The organism is Streptomyces parvus (assembly GCF_032121415.1).
Taxonomy (GTDB): domain Bacteria; phylum Actinomycetota; class Actinomycetes; order Streptomycetales; family Streptomycetaceae; genus Streptomyces; species Streptomyces globisporus_A.
Genome location: NZ_CP135079.1, coordinates 6202641 through 6221028, shown reverse-complemented (window position 1 = coordinate 6221028; position 18388 = coordinate 6202641). Strand labels below are relative to the sequence as shown.

The 18388-nt window shown below is 71.8% G+C and carries 17 protein-coding genes and 1 riboswitch; of the genes, 7 read left to right on the top strand and 10 right to left on the bottom strand.

Annotated elements, in window-relative coordinates; all coding sequences use genetic code 11:
- Nucleotides 1-104: 104 nt before the first annotated feature.
- Genes RNL97_RS28935 through RNL97_RS28910 form a run of 6 tightly spaced genes read left to right on the top strand, consistent with a single transcriptional unit; the run spans nt 105 to nt 6355 of the window.
- The gene (locus tag RNL97_RS28935; RefSeq protein WP_030582338.1) at nt 105-1067 is read left to right on the top strand and encodes an STM4015 family protein; all 963 of its coding nucleotides are present in this window, start codon (nt 105-107) and stop codon (nt 1065-1067) included.
- A 6-nt stretch (nt 1068-1073) separates the two neighbouring features.
- Entirely contained in the window at nt 1074-2036 is a 963-nt protein-coding gene (locus RNL97_RS28930; protein WP_030582341.1) for an STM4015 family protein, read from the top strand.
- A complete protein-coding gene (locus RNL97_RS28925) occupies nt 2017-3174 on the top strand; it encodes an STM4014 family protein (RefSeq protein WP_030582344.1) in 1158 nt (385 codons plus the stop codon). Before RNL97_RS28930 ends, RNL97_RS28925 begins: the two co-directional genes overlap by 20 nt.
- Before the next feature lie 43 nt (nt 3175-3217).
- Nucleotides 3218-4048, top strand: coding sequence for an STM4013/SEN3800 family hydrolase (locus tag RNL97_RS28920; protein WP_030582347.1), 831 nt, complete (start codon nt 3218-3220; stop codon nt 4046-4048).
- The gene (locus RNL97_RS28915; protein ID WP_313751376.1) at nt 4045-5430 is read left to right on the top strand and encodes an STM4012 family radical SAM protein; all 1386 of its coding nucleotides are present in this window, start codon (nt 4045-4047) and stop codon (nt 5428-5430) included. The genes RNL97_RS28920 and RNL97_RS28915 overlap by 4 nt, the downstream gene beginning before the upstream one ends.
- 7 nt (nt 5431-5437) lie before the next feature.
- Nucleotides 5438-6355, top strand: a complete 918-nt coding sequence (locus tag RNL97_RS28910; protein ID WP_313751375.1) for an STM4011 family radical SAM protein — start codon at nt 5438-5440, stop codon at nt 6353-6355.
- A gap of 8 nt (nt 6356-6363) precedes the next feature.
- Here RNL97_RS28910 and RNL97_RS28905 read toward each other — a convergent pair whose 3' ends face one another.
- The gene (locus RNL97_RS28905) at nt 6364-7203 is read right to left on the bottom strand and encodes an SGNH/GDSL hydrolase family protein (protein ID WP_030582355.1); all 840 of its coding nucleotides are present in this window, start codon (nt 7201-7203) and stop codon (nt 6364-6366) included.
- Between the two features lie 162 nt (nt 7204-7365).
- Complete coding sequence (locus tag RNL97_RS28900) at nt 7366-8310, bottom strand: M23 family metallopeptidase (protein ID WP_030582358.1); 945 nt, start codon at nt 8308-8310, stop codon at nt 7366-7368.
- Nucleotides 8311-8313: 3 nt separating this feature from the next.
- Nucleotides 8314-8472, bottom strand: a riboswitch (cyclic di-AMP (ydaO/yuaA leader).
- 444 nt (nt 8473-8916) lie between these two features.
- Between RNL97_RS28900 and RNL97_RS28895 the strand changes: the two genes are divergently transcribed.
- Complete coding sequence (locus RNL97_RS28895; protein WP_030582361.1) at nt 8917-9729, top strand: tyrosine-protein phosphatase; 813 nt, start codon at nt 8917-8919, stop codon at nt 9727-9729.
- A 34-nt stretch (nt 9730-9763) separates the two neighbouring features.
- Here RNL97_RS28895 and RNL97_RS28890 read toward each other — a convergent pair whose 3' ends face one another.
- The 8 genes from RNL97_RS28890 to hpnE form a co-directional block, all read right to left on the bottom strand.
- On the bottom strand, nt 9764-9937 hold the full coding sequence (locus RNL97_RS28890) for a DUF6126 family protein (protein WP_199814188.1): 174 nt from the start codon (nt 9935-9937) through the stop codon (nt 9764-9766).
- 64 nt (nt 9938-10001) lie between these two features.
- Nucleotides 10002-10610 (bottom strand): helix-turn-helix domain-containing protein, encoded by a 609-nt coding sequence (locus tag RNL97_RS28885; RefSeq protein ID WP_030582363.1) that lies wholly within the window; start codon nt 10608-10610, stop codon nt 10002-10004.
- A gap of 63 nt (nt 10611-10673) precedes the next feature.
- Nucleotides 10674-12071: an aspartate aminotransferase family protein gene (locus RNL97_RS28880; RefSeq protein WP_030582366.1), complete on the bottom strand. Its 1398-nt coding sequence runs from the start codon at nt 12069-12071 to the stop codon at nt 10674-10676.
- The gene (hpnH, locus tag RNL97_RS28875; protein ID WP_030582367.1) at nt 12068-13087 is read right to left on the bottom strand and encodes an adenosyl-hopene transferase HpnH; all 1020 of its coding nucleotides are present in this window, start codon (nt 13085-13087) and stop codon (nt 12068-12070) included. Before hpnH ends, RNL97_RS28880 begins: the two co-directional genes overlap by 4 nt.
- A gap of 5 nt (nt 13088-13092) precedes the next feature.
- Nucleotides 13093-13740, bottom strand: a complete 648-nt coding sequence (locus RNL97_RS28870; RefSeq protein ID WP_313751374.1) for a phosphorylase family protein — start codon at nt 13738-13740, stop codon at nt 13093-13095.
- Nucleotides 13740-15740: a squalene--hopene cyclase gene (shc, locus tag RNL97_RS28865; RefSeq protein ID WP_030582373.1), complete on the bottom strand. Its 2001-nt coding sequence runs from the start codon at nt 15738-15740 to the stop codon at nt 13740-13742. The genes RNL97_RS28870 and shc overlap by 1 nt, the downstream gene beginning before the upstream one ends.
- A gap of 107 nt (nt 15741-15847) precedes the next feature.
- Nucleotides 15848-16951 carry a polyprenyl synthetase family protein gene (locus RNL97_RS28860; RefSeq protein WP_044373057.1) on the bottom strand — a complete coding sequence of 368 codons (1104 nt, stop codon included), beginning with the start codon at nt 16949-16951 and terminating at the stop codon, nt 15848-15850.
- Nucleotides 16948-18333: a hydroxysqualene dehydroxylase HpnE gene (gene hpnE, locus RNL97_RS28855; protein WP_313751373.1), complete on the bottom strand. Its 1386-nt coding sequence runs from the start codon at nt 18331-18333 to the stop codon at nt 16948-16950. Before hpnE ends, RNL97_RS28860 begins: the two co-directional genes overlap by 4 nt.
- Nucleotides 18334-18388: the final 55 nt, after the last annotated feature.

Here is an 18388-nt window from a genome sequence, read left to right as displayed (position 1 = left end):
GGCGCCCGGCCACGGCCGTGGACGGGTCCCGGTCGCGGCGTTGTCAGTGCGGCTTGATAGACCTTGCGAACAACAGCCGTCCCCAGGATCAGGAGCTCAGGGCCATGTACGGTGCGCAGCATCTGCACGAGTTCGGCGGCCTTCCGGCCGTCGACTTCCAGCACACGACCGACGGGGGCTCCCGACCCGCCGCGGACGCCGCGGCCTGGCGCGTCTTCGTCGATCCGTACGGCGGCGACGAAGGCCGGGACCGGCCCTGGGAGGAGGAGTTCGCCCACTTCCTGGATGCGGTCGACCCGGCCGGGGTCCGGGCCCTGATCATCGGTCAGTGGGGCGAGGCCTACGAGGAGAACTCCTCCGTGCCGATCGACCTGGTGATCGCCGCCGCCGGCCGGCTGACCTCGCTGGAGGCGGTGTTCGTCGGTGATCTGGAGGCGGAGGAGGCCGAGATCACCTGGATCCAGCAGTCGGATGTCACGGCGCTGCTGGCCGCCTTCCCGGCGCTGACCGAGCTCGGGGTGCGCGGCGGCTCGGATCTCGTGTTCCCGCCGACGAAGCACGAGCGGCTGCGGTCGCTGACGATCCAGGCGGGCGGGCTGCCGGTCGAGGTGGTGCGCGGGGTGCTGGACAGCGAACTGCCCTCGCTGGAACGGCTGGACCTCTGGCTCGGGGTGTCCGCCTACGAGGGCGATACCGATGTCGCCGACCTCGCTCCGCTGCTCTCCGGCACCCGCTTCCCCCGGCTGAACCACCTGGGCCTGCGCAACAGCGAGATCCAGAACGAGATCGCCTCGGCCATCGCCTCGGCTCCCCTCGTCGCCCAGCTGCGGGTGCTCGACCTGTCGAACGGGACGCTGGGCGACGAGGGGGCGGCCGCCCTGCTCGAAGGGCAGCCGCTGACCCACCTGGAACTCCTCGATCTCCACCACCACTTCCTCAGCGAGGCCATGGAGGAGCGGGTCCGTTCCGCTCTGGAGCCGCACGGGGTCCGGGTCGACCTCTCGGAGAAGTGCGAGCCGTGGGGCGACCGGGGCGCCGAGGGCCGCTACACCGCCGTATCGGAGTAGGGCGACATGACATACATCGGCATTCAGCACTTCGACCGCTTCCACGGGTTGCCGGTCCACACCCCGGCGCCGTCGGCCGGCCCCCTGCCCGCCCCCGACACCGTGGCCTGGCGGCTGGAGTGCTCGTACGACGACGAGGACACCGACTTCACCACCCTGTGGGGCCAGTTCGTCGACACGGTGGACACGACGCGGGTCCGGGCGCTCGTCATCGGCCCCTGGTGGCGTGGGGACTACACGCCGTTCGACGAGGTGAGAGACCTACTCGTCAACGACGCGCCGCGCTTCCCGGCGCTGCGCGGGCTCTTCCTCGCCGATGTGGTGAGTGAGGAGTGCGAGGTGTCCTGGCTGCGCATGTGCGACATCACCCCCGTGCTCGAAGCGCTGCCCTCGCTGGAGGAGTTCGCCGTGCGCGGCTGCGGCCAGGCGGGGCTCGCCATGTTCCCCCTGCGTCATACGGCGCTGAAGTCGCTGCGCTTCGAGTCCGGCGGGCTGCCCGGCGCGCTGGTGCGGGCCGTCGCCGCGAGCGAACTGCCCGCGCTGGAGCGCCTGGACCTGTGGTTCGGCAGTTCGTGGTACGGCGGCGACGCCACGGTCGACGACATCCGGCCGCTCCTGTCGGGCGGCGTGTTCCCCCGGCTGCGCCACCTCGGACTGCAGAACAGCGAGATCCAGGACGAGATCGCCCTTGCCCTGGGGTCCGCTCCCGTCGTCGCCCAGCTGGAGACTCTGGCGCTGTCCATGGGCACCCTGAGCGACACGGGCGGCGAGGCCCTGCTCAACGGCCAGCCCCTGAACCACCTGTCCACACTCGACCTGCGCCATCACTACCTCACGGAGCCGGTGCTGGACCGCATCAGAGCCGCCTGCGCCCCGGCCGTGGTCGAGGGCGGCGAGGCCGAGGAGGACTACGCCGACCCGGACGACGAGGACGACGAACCGGAACGCTATGTCGCGGTCAGCGAGTAGCGGCGGGGGCGGCCGGGAGCCGCGCTTCGCCGTCGTCGGCAACCCGGACAACCGGCGGGTCGCCTTCTTCGAGGAGGCCGTGAGGTCCGCCGGTCTGCCCGCTGCCCGGGTGGTGCCCTGGCTCCAGGTGCTGCGCGGGGACGCGGCGTTCGCTCCCGGCGAGAGCGTGCGGATCGATTCGCCCGGTGAGGACGCCGAGGTGGACCGGCTGCTCCGCGGGGTCGACGACCCGACCCGGGTGGAGGGCTCGGCCCGGTGGTATGCCCACTTCACCGCGGCGGTGGAGGCGGTGGCCGGTGCGGCGTCCGCAGCGGGCGCCGAGGTGCTGGGCTCCCCCGCCGACATCGCCGTGCTCTTCGACAAGCGGCTGTGCCACGGGCTGCTCGACCGGGCGGGGGTCCCCGTGCCCGCTTCGCCGACTTCAGGACCGGCGGGGACCTTGGTGCGCGGCTGGTCCGACGTACGGGAGCTGCTGCGTGAGCACCGCATGCCCCGGGCGTTCGTGAAGCTCGCGCACGGCTCCTCCGCCTCGGGGGTGCTGGCGGTGGAGACGGCGGGTCCCGGCCGGGTCCGGGCGAGCACATCGGTGGAACGGGACGCGTCGGGGCGGCTGTTCAACTCACTGCGGGTCAGGCGCTACACCTCGGAACGGGAGGTCGGCGCCGTCGTGGACGCGCTGGCCCCGGACGGGCTGCACATCGAGCGCTGGCTCCCGAAGGCGTCGCAGCGCGGTCGGGCCGCGGACCTGCGGATCGTGGTGGTCGGCGGCCGGGCGACCCACGCCGTGGTGCGGACGAGCACGAGCCCCATGACCAATCTGCATCTCGGCGGCGCGCGTGGTGACCTCGACGAGGTCCGGGGAGCCGTGGCGGCGGCGGGCGGCTGCTGGCGTGAGGCGCTGGCGATGTGCGAGCGGGCGGCGGCCTGCTTCCCCGGGACGCCCTGTGTGGGTGTCGACCTCCTGCCCACGGCCGGCTGGCGGCGCTTCGCCGTCGGCGAGGTCAACGCCTTCGGCGATCTGCTGCCCGGACTGACCGGTCTGCCGGGCAGCGGCGCCGAGGGCCTGGACACCTATGCGGCGCAGGTCGCCGCCGTACTGGACCGAGCAAGGAACCACCGTGCCGTCACCGCTTGCTGACCCCGCCGTCTTTCCCGCGCCCGCCGGGCCCGACCGGCCCGACATGGGCGACGTCGTGGGCAGCCACGACCTGTTGCTGGTCACCCTGGACACCCTGCGCCACGATGTCGCCGTAGAGCTGGCGGCCGCCGGACGCATCCCCAACCTCGCCCGGCATCTGCCCGGCGGCGGCTGGGAGGAGCGGCACGCCCCGGGCAGCTTCACCTACGCCTCGCACCAGGCGATGTTCGCCGGGTTCCTGCCGACGCCCGCCTCCCCCGGGCCGCATCCCCGGCTCTTCGCGGCGCGGTTCGCGGGCAGTGAGACGACGGCGGACGGCACGTTCGTGTTCGACACGCCCGATCTGGTGTCGGGGCTGGCCGCCGAGGGATATCGCACGTTGTGTATCGGCGGGGTCGGCTTCTTCAACCGTCAGGGGCCACTCGGTTCGGTGCTGCCCGGCATGTTCCAGGAGAGCCACTGGGAGCCCGGCTTCGGCGTCGCCTCACCGACCTCGTTCGAGGAGCAGGTGGCGCGGGCGGAGGAGGTCGTCGCGGCGCTCCCCCGGGAACAGCGGCTGTTCCTCTTCGTCAACGTGTCCGCCCTGCACCAGCCGAATTGGTTCCATCTGCCCGGCGCGACCCGCGCGGCGGGCGACTCCCGGGCCACGCACGCGGCGGCCCTGGAGTATGTGGACCGGCACATCGGCCGGCTCTTCGCCGCCGCGAGCAGCCGCCGCCGGTGCTTCGCGATCGTCTGCTCCGACCACGGCACCGCCTACGGCGACGACGGCTACACCGGTCACCGGCTCGGCCACCCGGCCGTCTGGACCGTCCCCTACGCCCACTTCTTCCTCGAACCACCCGCAGCGCCGGGGCCGGAGGCCGCCCGATGACGATCACCACCAGCACTCCGGCGCCGCCCGCCCTCCGGCCGTACGAGAGTTACGTCTACGCCTATCCGCACAAGACGGCCTACCGGCCGCTGGCGGACCGCCCGGCCCTGCGGTCGCTCTGGGCGGCGGAGCCGAAGGACGCGCTCTCCCTCTATCTCCACATACCGTTCTGCGAGGTCCGGTGCGGCTTCTGCAATCTCTTCACCCGGATCGGCGCGCCCGATGAGCTGACGACGCGCTATCTGGACGCGCTGGACCGGCAGGCCCTGGCGGTGCGGGAGGCGCTGGGCGACCAGGAGCCGGTGCGGTTCGCGGCGGCGGCGTTCGGCGGCGGGACTCCGACGTTTCTGACGGCGGGCGAGCTGGAGCGGCTCTGCGACATAGCCGAGAAGCGGATGGGTGCCGAGCTGAGCGCGGTCCCGTTGTCCGTGGAGACCTCACCGTCCACCGCCACCGCCGACCGGCTGGCGGTGCTGGCCGACCGGGGCACGACCAGGATCAGCATCGGCGTGCAGAGCTTCGTGGACGAGGAGGCCAGGGCTGCCGTCCGTCCGCAGCGCCGCGCCGACGTGGAAGCGGCGCTCGGCCGGATCCGTGATGCCCGGATCCCCGTGCTGAACGTCGACCTGATCTACGGCATCGAGGGGCAGACCGAGCGCAGCTGGCTCGCCTCGCTGGACGCGGCACTGGCCTGGCGGCCGGAGGAGCTGTATCTCTATCCGCTGTACGTGCGCCCGCTCACCGGCCTGCACCGCCTCGGGCCGACCGTGACCGGCCCCACGGCGCGGGCACTGGAGGACGCCGCCTGGGACGAGCAGCGGCTGCGGCTTTACGCGGTGGGGCGGGACCATCTGGTGGCGCACGGCTACGAGCAGGTGTCGATGCGGATGTTCCGGCGGACCGACGCCCCGCGTGAGCAGGAGGGCCCGGAGGATTACGCCTGCCAGACCGACGGCATGATCGGCCTGGGCTGCGGTGCCCGTTCGTACACCTCCGCCCTCCACTACTCCTTCGACTACGCGGTGGACATGCGGGAGATCCGGTCGATCATCGACGACTTCACCGCCACCGAGGACTTCTCCCGCGCCGAGGTCGGCCGGTACGTCGACGCGGACGAGGCACGCCGGCGGCATCTGCTGCAGTCGCTGCTCCAGGCGGCGGGGCTGCCGGTGGCGGAGTACCGGGCCCGCTTCGGCACCGATCCGGCCGCGGACTTCCCGGCCGAGCTGGCGGGGTTCGCGCGGCGGGGCTGGCTGGACACGTCGGCGCCGGACGGTCTCCTCAGGCTGTCCCCGTCCGGCCTCGCCCACTCCGACGCGCTGGGTCCCGCGCTGTTCTCCCCCGGGGTGCGGGCGGCGATGGCCGCGTACGAGCGGAAGTGAGCCGGAGATGGACCTGACGATTCTCTACCGGGGACCGCTCGCCTCCTGCGACTACGACTGCCCCTACTGTCCGTTCGCCAAGCGGCGGGACAGCCGCGCCCAGCTCACGGCTGACCGGGAGGCGCTGGAGCGGTTCACCGGCTGGGCCGCGGCGCAGAGCGGCGACCGGCTGTCGGTGCTGTTCACACCGTGGGGTGAGGGGCTGGTGCGCTCCTGGTACCGGCGGGCGCTGACCGAGCTGTCGCGCCTTCCGCACATGAACCGGGTCGCGATCCAGACGAACCTGAGCGGCCGCACCGACTGGCTGGCGGACGCCGATCCGGAGCGGATCGCGCTCTGGTGCACGTACCACCCCGGGCAGACCCCGTACGACCGTTTTCTGGGCAAATGCCGGGACCTGTCGGCGAAGGGCATCCGCTACAGCGTGGGGGTGGTGGGGTTCGACGAGCATCTCGACGAGGCGCGGCGGCTGCGGGCCCAGCTGCCGGACGCGGTCTATCTCTGGGTGAACGCCGCCGAGGGGCGCTCGTACACCGATGAGGAGGCGGCGCGCTGGACGGAGCTGGATCCGCTGTTCCCCTACAGCCGCGATCCGCACCACTCGGCGGGACTGCCCTGCCGGACGGGCGAGTCGGTGATCTCGGTGGACGGGGACGGTACGGTGCGGCGCTGTCACTTCGTCAAGGCGGAGCTGGGCAATCTCTACGACGGCAGCTACCGGCGGGCGCTCGGCCCGCGGGCGTGTCCGCTCGCCGTGTGCGACTGCCACATCGGCTATGTGCATCTGGAGTCGCTGCCGCTGTACGACGTGTTCGCCGGCGGTGTCCTGGAGCGGATACCGGCCGGGTACGGCACGGGCACGCCGCCGGACGGGCTCGTCGTGCCGGACCCGTCCCGGCGTGCCCTTCCCCTGCTGGAGCCCTGAGGGGCCTGCTACAGCGGCAGCAGGTCCGGGCGCTTGGCCGCGACGTGGTCGCCGGAGGACTCGCCGCGCAGCCGTCGGCCGATCCAGGGCACCAGGTACTCGCGGGCCCACTGGATGTTGTCGCGCCGCGCGTCGAAGGGCCTGCGCTGGGCCTGCGGCGGCCAGGGCTGGTCGGGATCGGCGGGCACCTCGTGGCCGAGGATCTGGGCGGCGCGGAGCGCGACGCGGGTGTGGCCCTCGGGCGACAGGTGCAGCCGGTCGGCGTCCCACGCGCGGCGGTCCTGGACCGAGCGCAGCGACCACAGGTCCAGCACGGGGCACTGGTAGCGGTCGGCGATGGCCCGCAGGTGGACGTTGTAGGTGGCGATCTTGCCGCGCATGTGGCGCAGCACCGGAACGCCCCGGGTGTCGAAGCCGGTGGTGACCATGACCGTGCCGACGGCGTTGCTCAGATCGGCGACGGCCCGCTCGAAGCGCTCGGCGAGATCGTCGGGGTCGGTGCCGGGCCGGATGATGTCGTTGCCGCCCGCGCAGAAGCTGACCAGGTCGGGGGCCAGTTCCTTGGCGCGCGGGACCTGTTCCTCCACGATCTGGTCGAGGAGGCGTCCGCGCACGGCGAGATTGGCGTAGCGGAAGTCCCCGTGCGGGGAGTCCTCGTACGGGGCGTCCTCGGGGCCGGCCGGATCGGGGGCCGGGAGCCGGTCGGCGAGGAGCACCGCGAAGCGGTCCGCCCAGCCGACGAAGGTCCCGTCGGGGCCGGGGTCGCCGACGCCCTCGGTGAAACTGTCGCCGATCGCCGCGTACGACCCGATGGTGTGCTGCTGGTTGTTTCTCGAATCGTCTGCCACAAGGACTTATCCTGCATCGTCCGATGTGACCTACGCGACCGTAATACGGGGTTGACGGGTGGTGAGATAGACCACCCGGTCAGTTTTCGGTAAACCCGGAATAAAGCGAGGGGCGGTGCGCCGCCGCGCACCGCCTCTCGGACACTTCTCGTCGCCGATCGGTCAGACGGAGACGCCGTGCTGACGCAGGTAGGCGATCGGGTCGACGTCCGAACCGTAGCTCGGGCCGGTGCGGACCTCGAAGTGCAGGTGCGGGCCGGTGGAGTTGCCGGTGGAGCCGGAGAGGCCGATCTGCTGGCCGCCGGTGACGCTCTGGCCGACCGAGACGTTCAGCGAGGACTGGTGGGCGTACTGGGAGTACATGCCGTCCTCGTGCTTGATGACGACCTCGTTGCCGTACGAGCCGCTGTTGCCGGCCGAGACGACGGTACCCGGACCGATGGCGAGGACGGGGGTGCCGGAGGCGGCCTGGAAGTCCGAACCGGTGTGGTAACCGCTGGACCAACTGGCGCCGGAAGCGCGGTACTGGGTGGTGACGTTGGCGTTGGCCAGCGGGGCGGACCAGCCGGAGCCGGCGGCCTCGGAGGAGCCGGTCTGCGCGGAGGCGCCGGAGCTCTCGGAGTCGTCGGCGGAGATGGTGTCGCCCTTGGGGGCTTCCTTCGGCGCGGCCTTCGGTGCCGGTTCGGCCTTCTTCGGGGCGGCCTTGGGGGCGGCGGACTTCTCGGCCGGGGCGGAGCCCTTGGCGCCGAGGGTCAGCTTCATGCCCGGGTGGATCAGGCTGGGGTTGTCGCCGACGGTGGAGCGGTTGTCCTGGTAGAGCTTCTCCCACCCGCCCTTGAGCTGGTGTTCGGCGGCGATCTTCGACAGGTAGTCGCCGGCGACCACGGCGTACGTCTTCGGGGCGGCCTTCGACGCGGCCGGAGCGGTGTGCGCGGCTGCGACCGAGGCGACGGCCGGCTTGGCGGCCGGGGCGGCCTGGCCCGCGGCGTTCGCGCCGGTGGCGCCGATGAGCGGGAGGGCGAGTGCGGCGCCGCCGGTCCCTGCGGCGAGGAAGCCGCGGGAGATCGGGCCGGACTTCGGACGACGGTGCTTACCCTTTTCGGGCATGGGGAAGTTCCTCTCCGGCGCCTGCGAGGTGAGCTGTCGGGTTCGGGCTGGAGATGCCCGGTCGCGTTGCGGCGACTTCACCCCTAGCCGGTCCGGATCTCCGGATCGGCGGCTTACCTGGTTCCCCCGCTCCTGCCACACGTGAGTGGGTGGGTGCGAATTCCGGGCGGCGGCAGGATTAGGCGATCCGTCCGGATTGACGGTGACCGTAAACCGGTCGGGACGGGCGGAACAAGCCATCGGTTGCGCGGCGGAATCATCGATTCGATATCGCTCCGGATTTCCCGTCACACTCCGTGGATCACGGATCTTGGATTTCCGTACGGGCAACGGGAAAGCTCGACGGTGCGCTCACCACGGACCGTCACGGATATGATCCCGCTCACCTCCGAAATCCCATCTCCCCCATTAGCGGGGCATGTTCTGCGAAATGCACCAATACGGACATGTCGCGAGCGGCGCTCCTGACACCGGGTCAGCCCACCCTCCCCGGCACCCGTCGCCGGGGAGGCGGCCGTGATGATTTTCCGTCGAATCGATGTCGTATCGTCACGGGAGCGCCCTCGCCGGAGAGCCGCGCCGACGCCCGAGATCCCAGGAGCCCCCGTGACCCAGCAGGTGCCGCAGGTCCCGCCGACAGAGACCGTGCTGACCGGAGTCCGCAACTTCCGCGATGTGGGCGGGCTCCCCACGACGGACGGGCGGCGCACCGCCTTCGGCCGGCTCTACCGCAGTGGCCATCTGGCGCACGCCACCGCCGAGGACGCGGCCTTCCTCGACGGGCTGGGACTGCACACGATCTTCGACTTCCGCCACTCCGCCGACCACCGGCTCGACGGTTACGACATCGAGCTGGCCGGTGTCCGCAATGTCAGCATTCCGCTCTCGGACCCGGCCGACGGCGCGGAGTTCTGGCGGCTGGTGGGCAGCGGCAACATCGAGCAGCTGCGTTCGGTCCTAGCGGGCGGCAAGGGCGTCGACCGCATGATCCGGATGTACCGCGCGACGATCGAGGACCGCACCGCCGAGCACAGCCGGGTCCTGCACGCCCTGGCCGAGGACAGCGTCCCGGCGCTGATGCACTGCGCGGCGGGCAAGGACCGGGCCGGCCTCTCGATCGCGGTCGCCCTGCTCGCGGTCGGCGTCGTACGAGAGGCGATCGAGGAGGACTACCTCAAGTCCAACGATCTCCACCGCCGGTACAAGGTGAAGCGCTCCGATCCGTCCGGAGCCGGCATGTCGCCCGAGGTGCTGGAGCTGCTGGACCCGCTGTTCGGGGCGCGGCCCGCCTACCTCGCGGCGGCCTTCGCGGCCATCGAGGAGAACTGGGGAACGACGGACCGCTATCTGTCCGAGGGGCTGAAGATCTCCCCCGAGACCCGGGAGCGGCTGCGCGAGCGGCTGCTCGACGCGGGCTGACCCCTCCGGTGACAGTTCGCCCCGGGACGGCGCGTCACTTGCTCCCGGCCACCACGAAGAGCAGGTAGAGGAAGCCAGCGACGATGTGGCCCGCCACCAGATAGGCGAAGAGCCGGATGATGACGCCGCGCGGCATCCGCTTCTCCTGCGGGTCCTCGTTCGCGCGGCGTCCGGGGCCCAGCGGGTCATAGTGCTCGGAATCGGACATGACGGTCCTCTCTGTCGGCCTCGCGGCCGGTGGAGTGAAGGGTGGAGCCGGCGGGAACGGCCGGTCAGCGCGGGTGCAATCCGCTGCCGAGGCAGAGTTCGGCGGCGGGGCTCTGCAACAGGGAGTGGACGAAGAGCAGCTCCGCGCCGCAGCGGTCGACGGCCGCGATCCGGTGCGGGGTGAGCGAGTCGAAGTGGGCACTGTCGCCGGGTTCGAGGTCGTGGACGGCGTCGCCGAGCCCGACCCGCAGCCGGCCTTCCAGGACGTACAGCCACTCCTCGCCGGGGTGGACCCGGACCAGGTCGCCCTGGGCGCCGTACGGGACGCGTACCCGCAGCGCCTGCATGGCGCGGCCGGAGCCGCCCGCCTGCCGGTACATCCAGCCGTCGGCCTTGGCCCCCTCGAAGCCGCCGCCGCGGATGATCGCGTCCCGTTCGGGCGGCTGCTCGCCGAGCAGCTCGGAGACCGTCGTACCGTAGATGCGGGCGAGCCCCAGCAGCATCGGCAGCGAGGGCTGCCTGCGGCCGGTCTCCAGCCGGGAGAGATGGGCCGGGGAGAGCCCGGCCCGCTGGGCCGCGGTCTCCAGGGTGAGGCCGCGGGAACGGCGCAGATCGCGCAGTCGGGGTGCGACGCCGGGGAGCTCGTCCGGCACCCCTTCGTCCGGAGGGTTCATACCTCTATTGGGCCAGGATCTTTCCTCTGAGGCAAGTAACTTGCCTCAGAGGCAAGTGCCAGGTCAGCGGTTGGCCACGGCCTGCTTGACCAGCGTCCGGCCGAAGTCCCACATCAGCCCGCCGCCGCTGTGCGCGTCCTCCATGACGGAGGTGAACGCCTCCACGAAACGGTCCACCTCCGCGTCCCCGATGACCAGCGGCGGAATCAGTTTGATCACTTCCAGGCGGTCGCCGGAGACCTGGGTGAGGATCCGGTGCTTCTGGAGCAGCGGCACCACGACCATCTGGGCGAAGAGTCCCTTGCGGGCCGCCTGGAGCATGGTCCAGCGGCTGCGGAGCTTCAGCGACGACGGCCTGCCGAACTCGATGCCGATCATCAGCCCGCGGCCGCGCACCTCGTGCAGCAGTTCGTACCGGTCCACCAGGGCGGCCAGCCGCTCGCGCAGGCGATCGCCGGTGCGCCGGGCGTTGGCGACGGTCTCCTCGTCCTCCATCACCGTCAGGACGGCGAGCCCGGCCGCCATCGCCTGGGCGTTGGAACCGAAGCTCGCGGAGTGGACGAGGACCCGGTCCATCGCGGAGTAGACCTTGCGGAAGATCCAGTCCTTGCCGAGGGTCGCGCCGACCGGCACATAGCCGCCGGAAAGGGCCTTGGCCACGCACACCAGATCGGGCTCGACCCCCTCCTCGTGCTGGTAGGCGTAGAAGTCCCCGGTACGCCCGAGGCCCGTCTGGACCTCGTCGGCGATCAGGAGCGCCTTGTGCCGGTGCAGCAGCTCCTGGGCCCCGCGCAGATAGCCGGGCGGGGCGGCGTGCACGCCCTTGCCCTGGATCGGCTCGACGACCAGGGCCGCGACGTCGCCCCGCTTCAGCTCGCGGCGCAGCGCGTCGAGGTCGCCGAGCGGGACGGCCGTGTCGGGGAGCAGCGGGGCGAAGCCGTCGCGGAAGCCGCGCTCCCCGTTGACCGAGAGGGATCCCGTGGTGAGTCCGTGGAAGGCGTGGTCGCAGTAGAGGACCCGGGGCTTCCCGGTGGCGTACCGGGCGAATTTCAATGCCGTCTCGACCGCCTCCGTGCCGCTGTTGCCGAAGAAGGCGCGGTCCAGGTGCGGGCTGTGGGTGAGCAGCTTCTCGGCGAGCAGTCCGGGCAGCGGCTGGCAGTCGAAGCGGGTGAGGTCGGCGAGCTGGGCGTCGAGCACGTCGTGGAGGGCCTTGCGGACGACCGGGTGGTGCCGGCCGATCCCCATGACGCCGAACCCGGCGAGCATGTCGAGGTAGTCGTTGCCCTCCGCGTCCCAGAAGTACGCGCCCTCGGCCCGCTCGTAGACCTTGTCGAAGCCGATGGTGTGCAGCATGCGCGGCAGTTGGTGGTTCAGGTGGCGCTCATGCAGCTCGTACCGTTCGGCCCCGCGCTCGGCCAGGAGCCGTCCCAGGTCGAAGCCGCCCGGCCCGCCGTCCGTCACCGGTTGCCGCCCACGCTCTCCCGCGCCGCACGCAGGGATTCCTTGAGCGATCCCATGGTGGCGAGCACAGCCGTGGGCTCGTAGCCGCAGTGCGCCATGCAGTTGGCGCAGCGCGGGTCCTTGCCCCGGCCGTACTTCTCCCAGTCGGTCTCCTCGATGAGCTGACGGTACGTCGGTACGTAGCCGTCGCTCATCAGGTAGCAGGGGCGCTGCCAGCCGAAGAGGGAGTAGTTCGGGATCGCCCAGGCGGTGCACGGGAAGTCCGCCTTGCCCTCCAGGAAGTCCAGGAAGAGCGGCGAGTGGTTGAGCCGCCAGCGGGAACGGTTGCCGCCCGCGAACGCCTTCTTGAACAGTTCGCGGGTCTGCTCGACGCCGAGGAAGTGCTCCTGGTCGGGGGCCTTCTCGTAGGCGTAGGCGGGCGAGATCATCATCTCGTCGACCTGCAGGTCGTCGTTGAGGTAGTTGAGGACCTCGATGATCGTCTGCGGGGTGTCGGTGTTGAAGAAGGTGGAGTTGGTGGTCACGCGGAAGCCGCGCCGCTTGGCCTCCTTCATCGCGGCGACGGCCTCGTCGAAGACGCCTTCCTTGGCGACCGACTCGTCGTGCCGCTCGCGCAGTCCGTCGATGTGCACGGCGAAGGCGAAATACGGGGACGGGGTGAACTTGTCGAGCTTCTTCCGCATCAGCATCGCGTTGGTGCAGAGGAAGACGTACTTCTTCCGGGCGACGAGCTGGCGCACGATCTCGTCGATCTGCGGATGCATCAGCGGCTCACCACCGGCGATGGACACCATGGGGGCCCCTGATTCGAGCACCGCGCCCACCGCCTGGGCGACCGGCATGCGCTGCTTCAGGACACCGGCCGGGTGCTGGATCTTGCCGCATCCCTCGCAGGCGAGGTTGCAGGCGAACAACGGCTCCAGCTCGACGATCAGCGGGAACTTCTCACGCTTGCGGAGCTTCTGTTCGAAGAGATACGTCGCAACCTTGATGGTCTGGCGGAGCGGCATGGCCATCTAGCTCACCTCCTGGGGAGCAGTAAAGATCGGTGCCATTCATAGAAAGCCGGTAGGACGACACGAAGTACGCGGAACGCCGATATTCCACCGCGGACCGTGCCGATACGGACGAGCTCATGCTCAGGAGCGTCCACGACCACCCGGACGGCCGCAACCGGGCGCGGTCCGTGACACAGGGCGGTACGCAGTGTCGCGGCGGACTCCATGTCGACCGCGATGGCCCCGCTCGCCCTCAGCGCGGCCCGCTCGGGCCCCCGTACGACATGGTCGGAGCCGGTCAGCGGGCCGGTGTGGACGCCGCGCCCGGGGAGGGCGCGGGTGAGGGCGGCGATTAGGACGCCGGTGCCGGCGCAGGGGGTGGTGCCGTCCGCGTCCCGGGTCTCCTCGGCGACGACCAGGTCCCCGGGGTGCATCCCCGGGGCGAGTCCGGCGCAGAAGCCGGAGGCGATCACAGCGGCGTCGGGGAATCCGCCGGGGCCCAGGAGGCGCGCCACGGCCGCCTCCGCCGCCCGGGGGCCCATTCCGGTACGCAGCACCCGGACCGGCCCCGGGGCGCCCCTGCCGCTGCGCAGGGCCACCTGCTCGATGCCGAGGGCGCAGGCGACCAGCAGCGGCGTCACGGGGTTCCCGGGCCCCCGCGGATCGTCCATCAAACCCCCTCGGCGGCGTCCGCGCGGTCCGCGAACGGGTCGCCGTGCACGTAGCGCCCGAGTGCGGTGAGGGGGAAGACCTGGCGGTAGAGGTGGTAGTTGATCGAGAAGTCCCAGGGGAATCCGGTGCCGGTGAAATACGGTTCGTCCCAGGAGCCGTCGGCCTGCTGCGCCTCGGTCAGCCAGGTGACGCCTCGGGTGACCGCGGCGGTGTCCCGGCGTCCCGCGGCGAGGAGGGCGAGCAGCGCCCAGGCGGTCTGGGAGGCGGTGGACTCACCGTGCCCGATCCACTTCTCCTCCTGGTAGGAGCGCAGATCCTCGCCCCAGCCGCCGTCGTCGTTCTGGACGGACTCCAGCCAGTCGACGGCCCGGCGGATGGCGGGGTGTCCCGCGGGCAGCCCGGCGGTGATGAGGGCGGGCACCACGGACCCGGTGCCGTAGACGTAGTTGACGCCCCAGCGGCCGAACCAGGCGCCGCACGCCTCCTGTTCGGCGAGCAGCCACTCGATGCCCTCACGGGTACGGGGGTGGCTCGCGAGCCCCTCGACGGCGAGCATCTCCACGACATGTCCGGTGACGTCGGCCGACGGGGGGTCGATGACCTCGCCGAAGTCGCAGAAGGGCAGACGGTTGGGGAAGGGGCTGGTGTTGTCGGCGTCGAACGCGCCCCAGGCCCCGTTGCGGGACTGCATCCCGAGGTTCCAGCGGACCCCGCGGGCGATGGCGGCCTCCAGCCGGGCGGGGTCGGGGTGGCGCACCCGACGCAGCGCCAGGACGACCTCGGCGGTGTCGTCGATGTCCGGGTAGTTGTCGTTGTGGAACTCGAACGCCCAGCCTCCCGGGGGCAGTCCGGGTCTGCGGACCGACCAGTCGCCGGGGCGGGTGATCTCCTCGGCGAGCATCCAGTCAGCGGCCTTCACCAGGGCGGGGTGGTCGGGTCTGAGCCCGGCGTCGGCGAGTGCGATGGTGGCCAGGCAGGTGTCCCAGACGGGCGACTGGCAGGCCTCGATCATGCGGGCGCCGTCCTCGCGCCGGACGGCGAACCGGTCGAGCGAGGCGAGGCCCGCCTTCATCACCGGGTGGTCGAGGTCGTAGCCGAGGAGGTGCAGGGCGATGATCGAGTAGACGGCCGGAGGCTGGATTCCGCCCCAACAGCCGTCGTTCTCCTGGCGTTCGATGATCCAGCGGGCGGCCACGTTCATTGCGATACGGCGCAGCGGGCGCGGGGCGACCTTGTGGTAGAGGTGCAGCCCTTTGTCCAGGCGCTGGAAGAGTCCGTCCCAACTGGTGGGCGGGGCAAGCTTCCTGGGCGGGTTGGGCTGGTCCGGATCGGTGTGCAGCTCGTCCAGGGCGAAGGGCGCGGGGCGTACGGGGCGCTTCGCGGAGACGATGGTGAGCGGCACGATGGTCTGACGTGCCCAGCAGCCGAAGTCGTAGATGTTGAGCGGGACCCACTTGGGGAAGAACATCAGCTCGGGCGGGAGTTCGGGGAGGTCGTCCCATTTCCACCAGCCGAACAGGGCCAGCCAGATGCGGGTGAAGACACGGGCGGCGGCGATGCCGCCCTGTTCCCGGATCCAGCCGGAGGCGCGGGCCATGTGCGGCTCGTCGGGGCGGTCCCCGGCCAGCCGCAGGGCGACGTACGCCTCGATCGTGGCGGAGAGGTCGCCCGGTCCGCCGTAGAAGGTGTTCCAGGTGCCGTCGCCGAGCTGTTCGCCGCGGATGAAGAGGGCTGCGGCCCGGGTGGTCCCGGGGTCCTGGATGGAGAGGAACTGGCGCAGGAGCAGGTCCTCGGCGTCCATCGTGACGTTGGTGGCGAGGTCGCCCTTCCACCAGCCCTGCTCGTCCTGTCTGCCGAGGAGGTGCTCGACGGAGCGTTCCGCGGCCTGCCGCGCGGCGTCGGTGACGTCGTCGGCGGCGGTTCTCGTCTCGGTCGGATCGCCCGCGGGGGCCCCGGTGATGTTCGAGGCCCCGGCCGATCCGTCGGTCGTCGCTGTCATGAGCTTCCCCTTACGTGCAGTCGGTTCTCTGCTGTGCTGGGGTCTCCGTCGGCCGGCGCCCCGGTGAGGGCGCCGGCCGGCGACTGCGAGTCATATGGAGAAAGTGATCATCTCTTCCGTACCACCACGAAGTCGGCGAGCTCGGTGAGCTGCTCCCGCACCCGGTGCGGCATGTCGACGGCGTGCAGCGCCTCGATGGCGATCGCGTGCTGACGGCGGGCTTCCTGGGCGGTCCACTCGCGGCCGCCCGCCTCCTCGATGAGCGCCGCGCGGGCGGCGAACTCCTCTTCGGAGAAGCTGTCGAAGTCATTGCTCTTGGCGTCGGCGGCGAGCAGTTCGCCGAGGCGCTCGGAGGCCTCGCCGCCCGCGGCGAGCGCGGCGACGACCGGCAGGGACTTCTTGCGCTGGCGCAGGTCGCTCCAGGTCTGCTTGCCGGTGGACTCCGGGTCGCCCCAGATGCCGAGCAGGTCGTCCACGGCCTGGAAGGCGAGGCCGAGGTGGTAGCCGTAAGCCTCCAGGGTGTCGGCGGTGCGGTCGTCGGCGCCGCCGAGCACCGCGCCGATGGAGACGGCGCAGGCCAGCAGGGCGCCGGTCTTGTTGCCCTCCATCTCCAGGCACTCCTCGACGGTGACCCGCTCGCGGTGCTCGTAGGAGATGTCCTGGGCCTGCCCGTCGATGAGCTTGCGGGTGGCGGTGGTCAGCCGGCGGGCCGCGCGGCCCGCCTCGACCGTGCCCAGCTCCAGCAGCAGGTCGTAGGCGAGGGCGAAGAGCGCGTCGCCGACCAGGATCGCCTGTGCGGGGCCGTGCACCTTCCATACGGTGTCGCGGTGGCGGCGCTGTTCGTCGCCGTCCATCAGGTCGTCGTGCAGCAGCGAGAAGTTGTGCACGAGCTCGACGGCGACGGCGCCGGGGATGCCTGCCTCGGCCGGGGCGCCCGCCGCCTCGGCGGACAGCAGGGCGAGCGCGGGGCGTACGGCCTTGCCGCCGTCGCCGTCCGAGGGCCGGCCCTCGGCGTCGATCCAGCCGAAGTGGTACGCGGCGACGGTGTCCATGGGCGGCGCGAGCCGGTCCACGGCAGCCCGCAGGACCGGCGCTGACAGGGCTCGTCCGCGCTCCAGAAGCGCGGTGACGTCCGCGGTGTCCGCCACGGTGTCGAAAGCCGGATTCGCCGGGGTCACAGACTCTCCTCTTGTTCCGGTGGTACTGCTCATGCCGCCTCCTGCAGCGGATGTCCTGGGGGGCGGCCGAGGTCGTGGAGGGCCGCGTCGGCGGCGGCGCCGCCGCTGCGCACGGCACCCTCCATCGTCGCGGGCCAGCCGGTGTCGGTCCAGGCCCCGGCCAGTTGGAGGCCGGGCAGCCGGGTGCGGGGGCCGGGGCGCAGCCGCCCGACGCCCGGGGCGGGCGCGAAGGTGGCGGTGCGCTCCCGGGTGACGAAGAAGTCGCGGATGCCCGCGCCGCGGGCGGCGGGCAGCAGCCGCTCCAGCTCGGGAAGGTAGCGGGAGCGCAGTTCGGCGACGGGAAGGTCGATCTCGGCCTGGGCGGCCGACTGCGAGACCGCCAGATACTGCCCGGGGCCCTTCAGCCCCGAGGAGTGGGTGCGGTCGAAGACCCACTGGACGGGGGAGCCGATCGCGGCGAAGAACGGCCGGCGCAGCACCTTGCGGTCGTAGATGACGTGCACGTTGAGGATGGGCGCGTTGTCGATGTCGAGCAGCAGCTCCGGCTCGTCCAGCGCCCCCGCGGGCAGCAGGCCGTGGGTCTCGGTCTGCGGCACGGCCAGGACGACGGTGTCGGCGACGATCCGCTCCCCCGCGCTCTCGACGCTCCAGCGGCCGTCCTCGGTGCGGGTGAGGGAGCCCACCTTGGCACGCAGTTCGGTGCGGACGCCCGCGGTGTCCAGGGCCTTGCGGGCAAGGGTGTCGTGCAGGTCGCCGAGCGGGACGGTCGCCCAGCCGATGTCGGCGGCGCCGGGGTCGGAGAGCAGGCCGGTCTTGAAGACCTTCGCCGCGAGCGCCATGGAGGCGTCAGGGGCGGTGGCGTTCAGGGTGGCGACGCCGACGAGGTCCCAGAGCGCCTCGATGGCGCGCTCGGACTGGCCGTGCCGGCGCAGCCAGGTGGCGAAGTCGATCCGGTCCAGCTCGGGGTCGGCGGGGTCGAGGCGGCCGAGCGCCAGGGCGGCCCGCCCCACGGCCGCCTTCTCCGCGAGCGAGAGGTGCGGATAGGCGGCGAGGCCGCCCGCCAGATGCAGCGGTACGGGCAGGGCGGTGCGGCGGATCCGTCCCAGGCGCGGCCCGGCGGCCCGGCCGACGTCGAGTACGGGCACGTCGAGGCGGTCCTGGAGCGGGGCCAGGTGCGCGGCGTCGATCCGGTCGAGGAACCAGCGGTAGCCGGTGCAGCAGCGCAGGTAGACGTGCTGGCCGTTGTCGACGGTGAGGTCGCCGCGCTGGAAGGAGAAGGCGAGGCCGCCGAGGCGTGGCCGGCCTTCCAGGAGGGTCACGTCGAGTCCGGCGTCGGCGAGGCGGAGCGCCGCCGTCACCCCGGCGAGGCCGCCGCCGACGACGACGCCGACGGGGCGCGGGCTCTCGTCGCTCATGCCTGGCCCTCCCGCCGGGTCGTGGCTGTCTGCCGGGTCGTCACCCTGCAGATCG

Bases quoted from the DNA above. Each gene is read 5' to 3' on its own strand.
- RNL97_RS28935 (WP_030582338.1), top strand. From the start codon at position 105: ATGTACGGTGCGCAGCATCTGCACGAGTTCGGCGGCCTTCCGGCCGTC.
- RNL97_RS28930 (WP_030582341.1), top strand. From the start codon at position 1,074: ATGACATACATCGGCATTCAGCACTTCGACCGCTTCCACGGGTTGCCG.
- RNL97_RS28925 (WP_030582344.1), top strand. From the start codon at position 2,017: ATGTCGCGGTCAGCGAGTAGCGGCGGGGGCGGCCGGGAGCCGCGCTTC.
- RNL97_RS28920 (WP_030582347.1), top strand. From the start codon at position 3,218: ATGGGCGACGTCGTGGGCAGCCACGACCTGTTGCTGGTCACCCTGGAC.
- RNL97_RS28915 (WP_313751376.1), top strand. From the start codon at position 4,045: ATGACGATCACCACCAGCACTCCGGCGCCGCCCGCCCTCCGGCCGTAC.
- RNL97_RS28910 (WP_313751375.1), top strand. From the start codon at position 5,438: ATGGACCTGACGATTCTCTACCGGGGACCGCTCGCCTCCTGCGACTAC.
- RNL97_RS28900 (WP_030582358.1), bottom strand. From the start codon at position 8,310: ATGCCCGAAAAGGGTAAGCACCGTCGTCCGAAGTCCGGCCCGATCTCC.
- RNL97_RS28890 (WP_199814188.1), bottom strand. From the start codon at position 9,937: ATGTCCGATTCCGAGCACTATGACCCGCTGGGCCCCGGACGCCGCGCG.
- RNL97_RS28885 (WP_030582363.1), bottom strand. From the start codon at position 10,610: ATGAACCCTCCGGACGAAGGGGTGCCGGACGAGCTCCCCGGCGTCGCA.
- hpnH (WP_030582367.1), bottom strand. From the start codon at position 13,087: ATGGCCATGCCGCTCCGCCAGACCATCAAGGTTGCGACGTATCTCTTC.
- RNL97_RS28870 (WP_313751374.1), bottom strand. From the start codon at position 13,740: ATGGACGATCCGCGGGGGCCCGGGAACCCCGTGACGCCGCTGCTGGTC.
- shc (WP_030582373.1), bottom strand. From the start codon at position 15,740: ATGACAGCGACGACCGACGGATCGGCCGGGGCCTCGAACATCACCGGG.
- RNL97_RS28860 (WP_044373057.1), bottom strand. From the start codon at position 16,951: ATGAGCAGTACCACCGGAACAAGAGGAGAGTCTGTGACCCCGGCGAAT.
- hpnE (WP_313751373.1), bottom strand. From the start codon at position 18,333: ATGAGCGACGAGAGCCCGCGCCCCGTCGGCGTCGTCGTCGGCGGCGGC.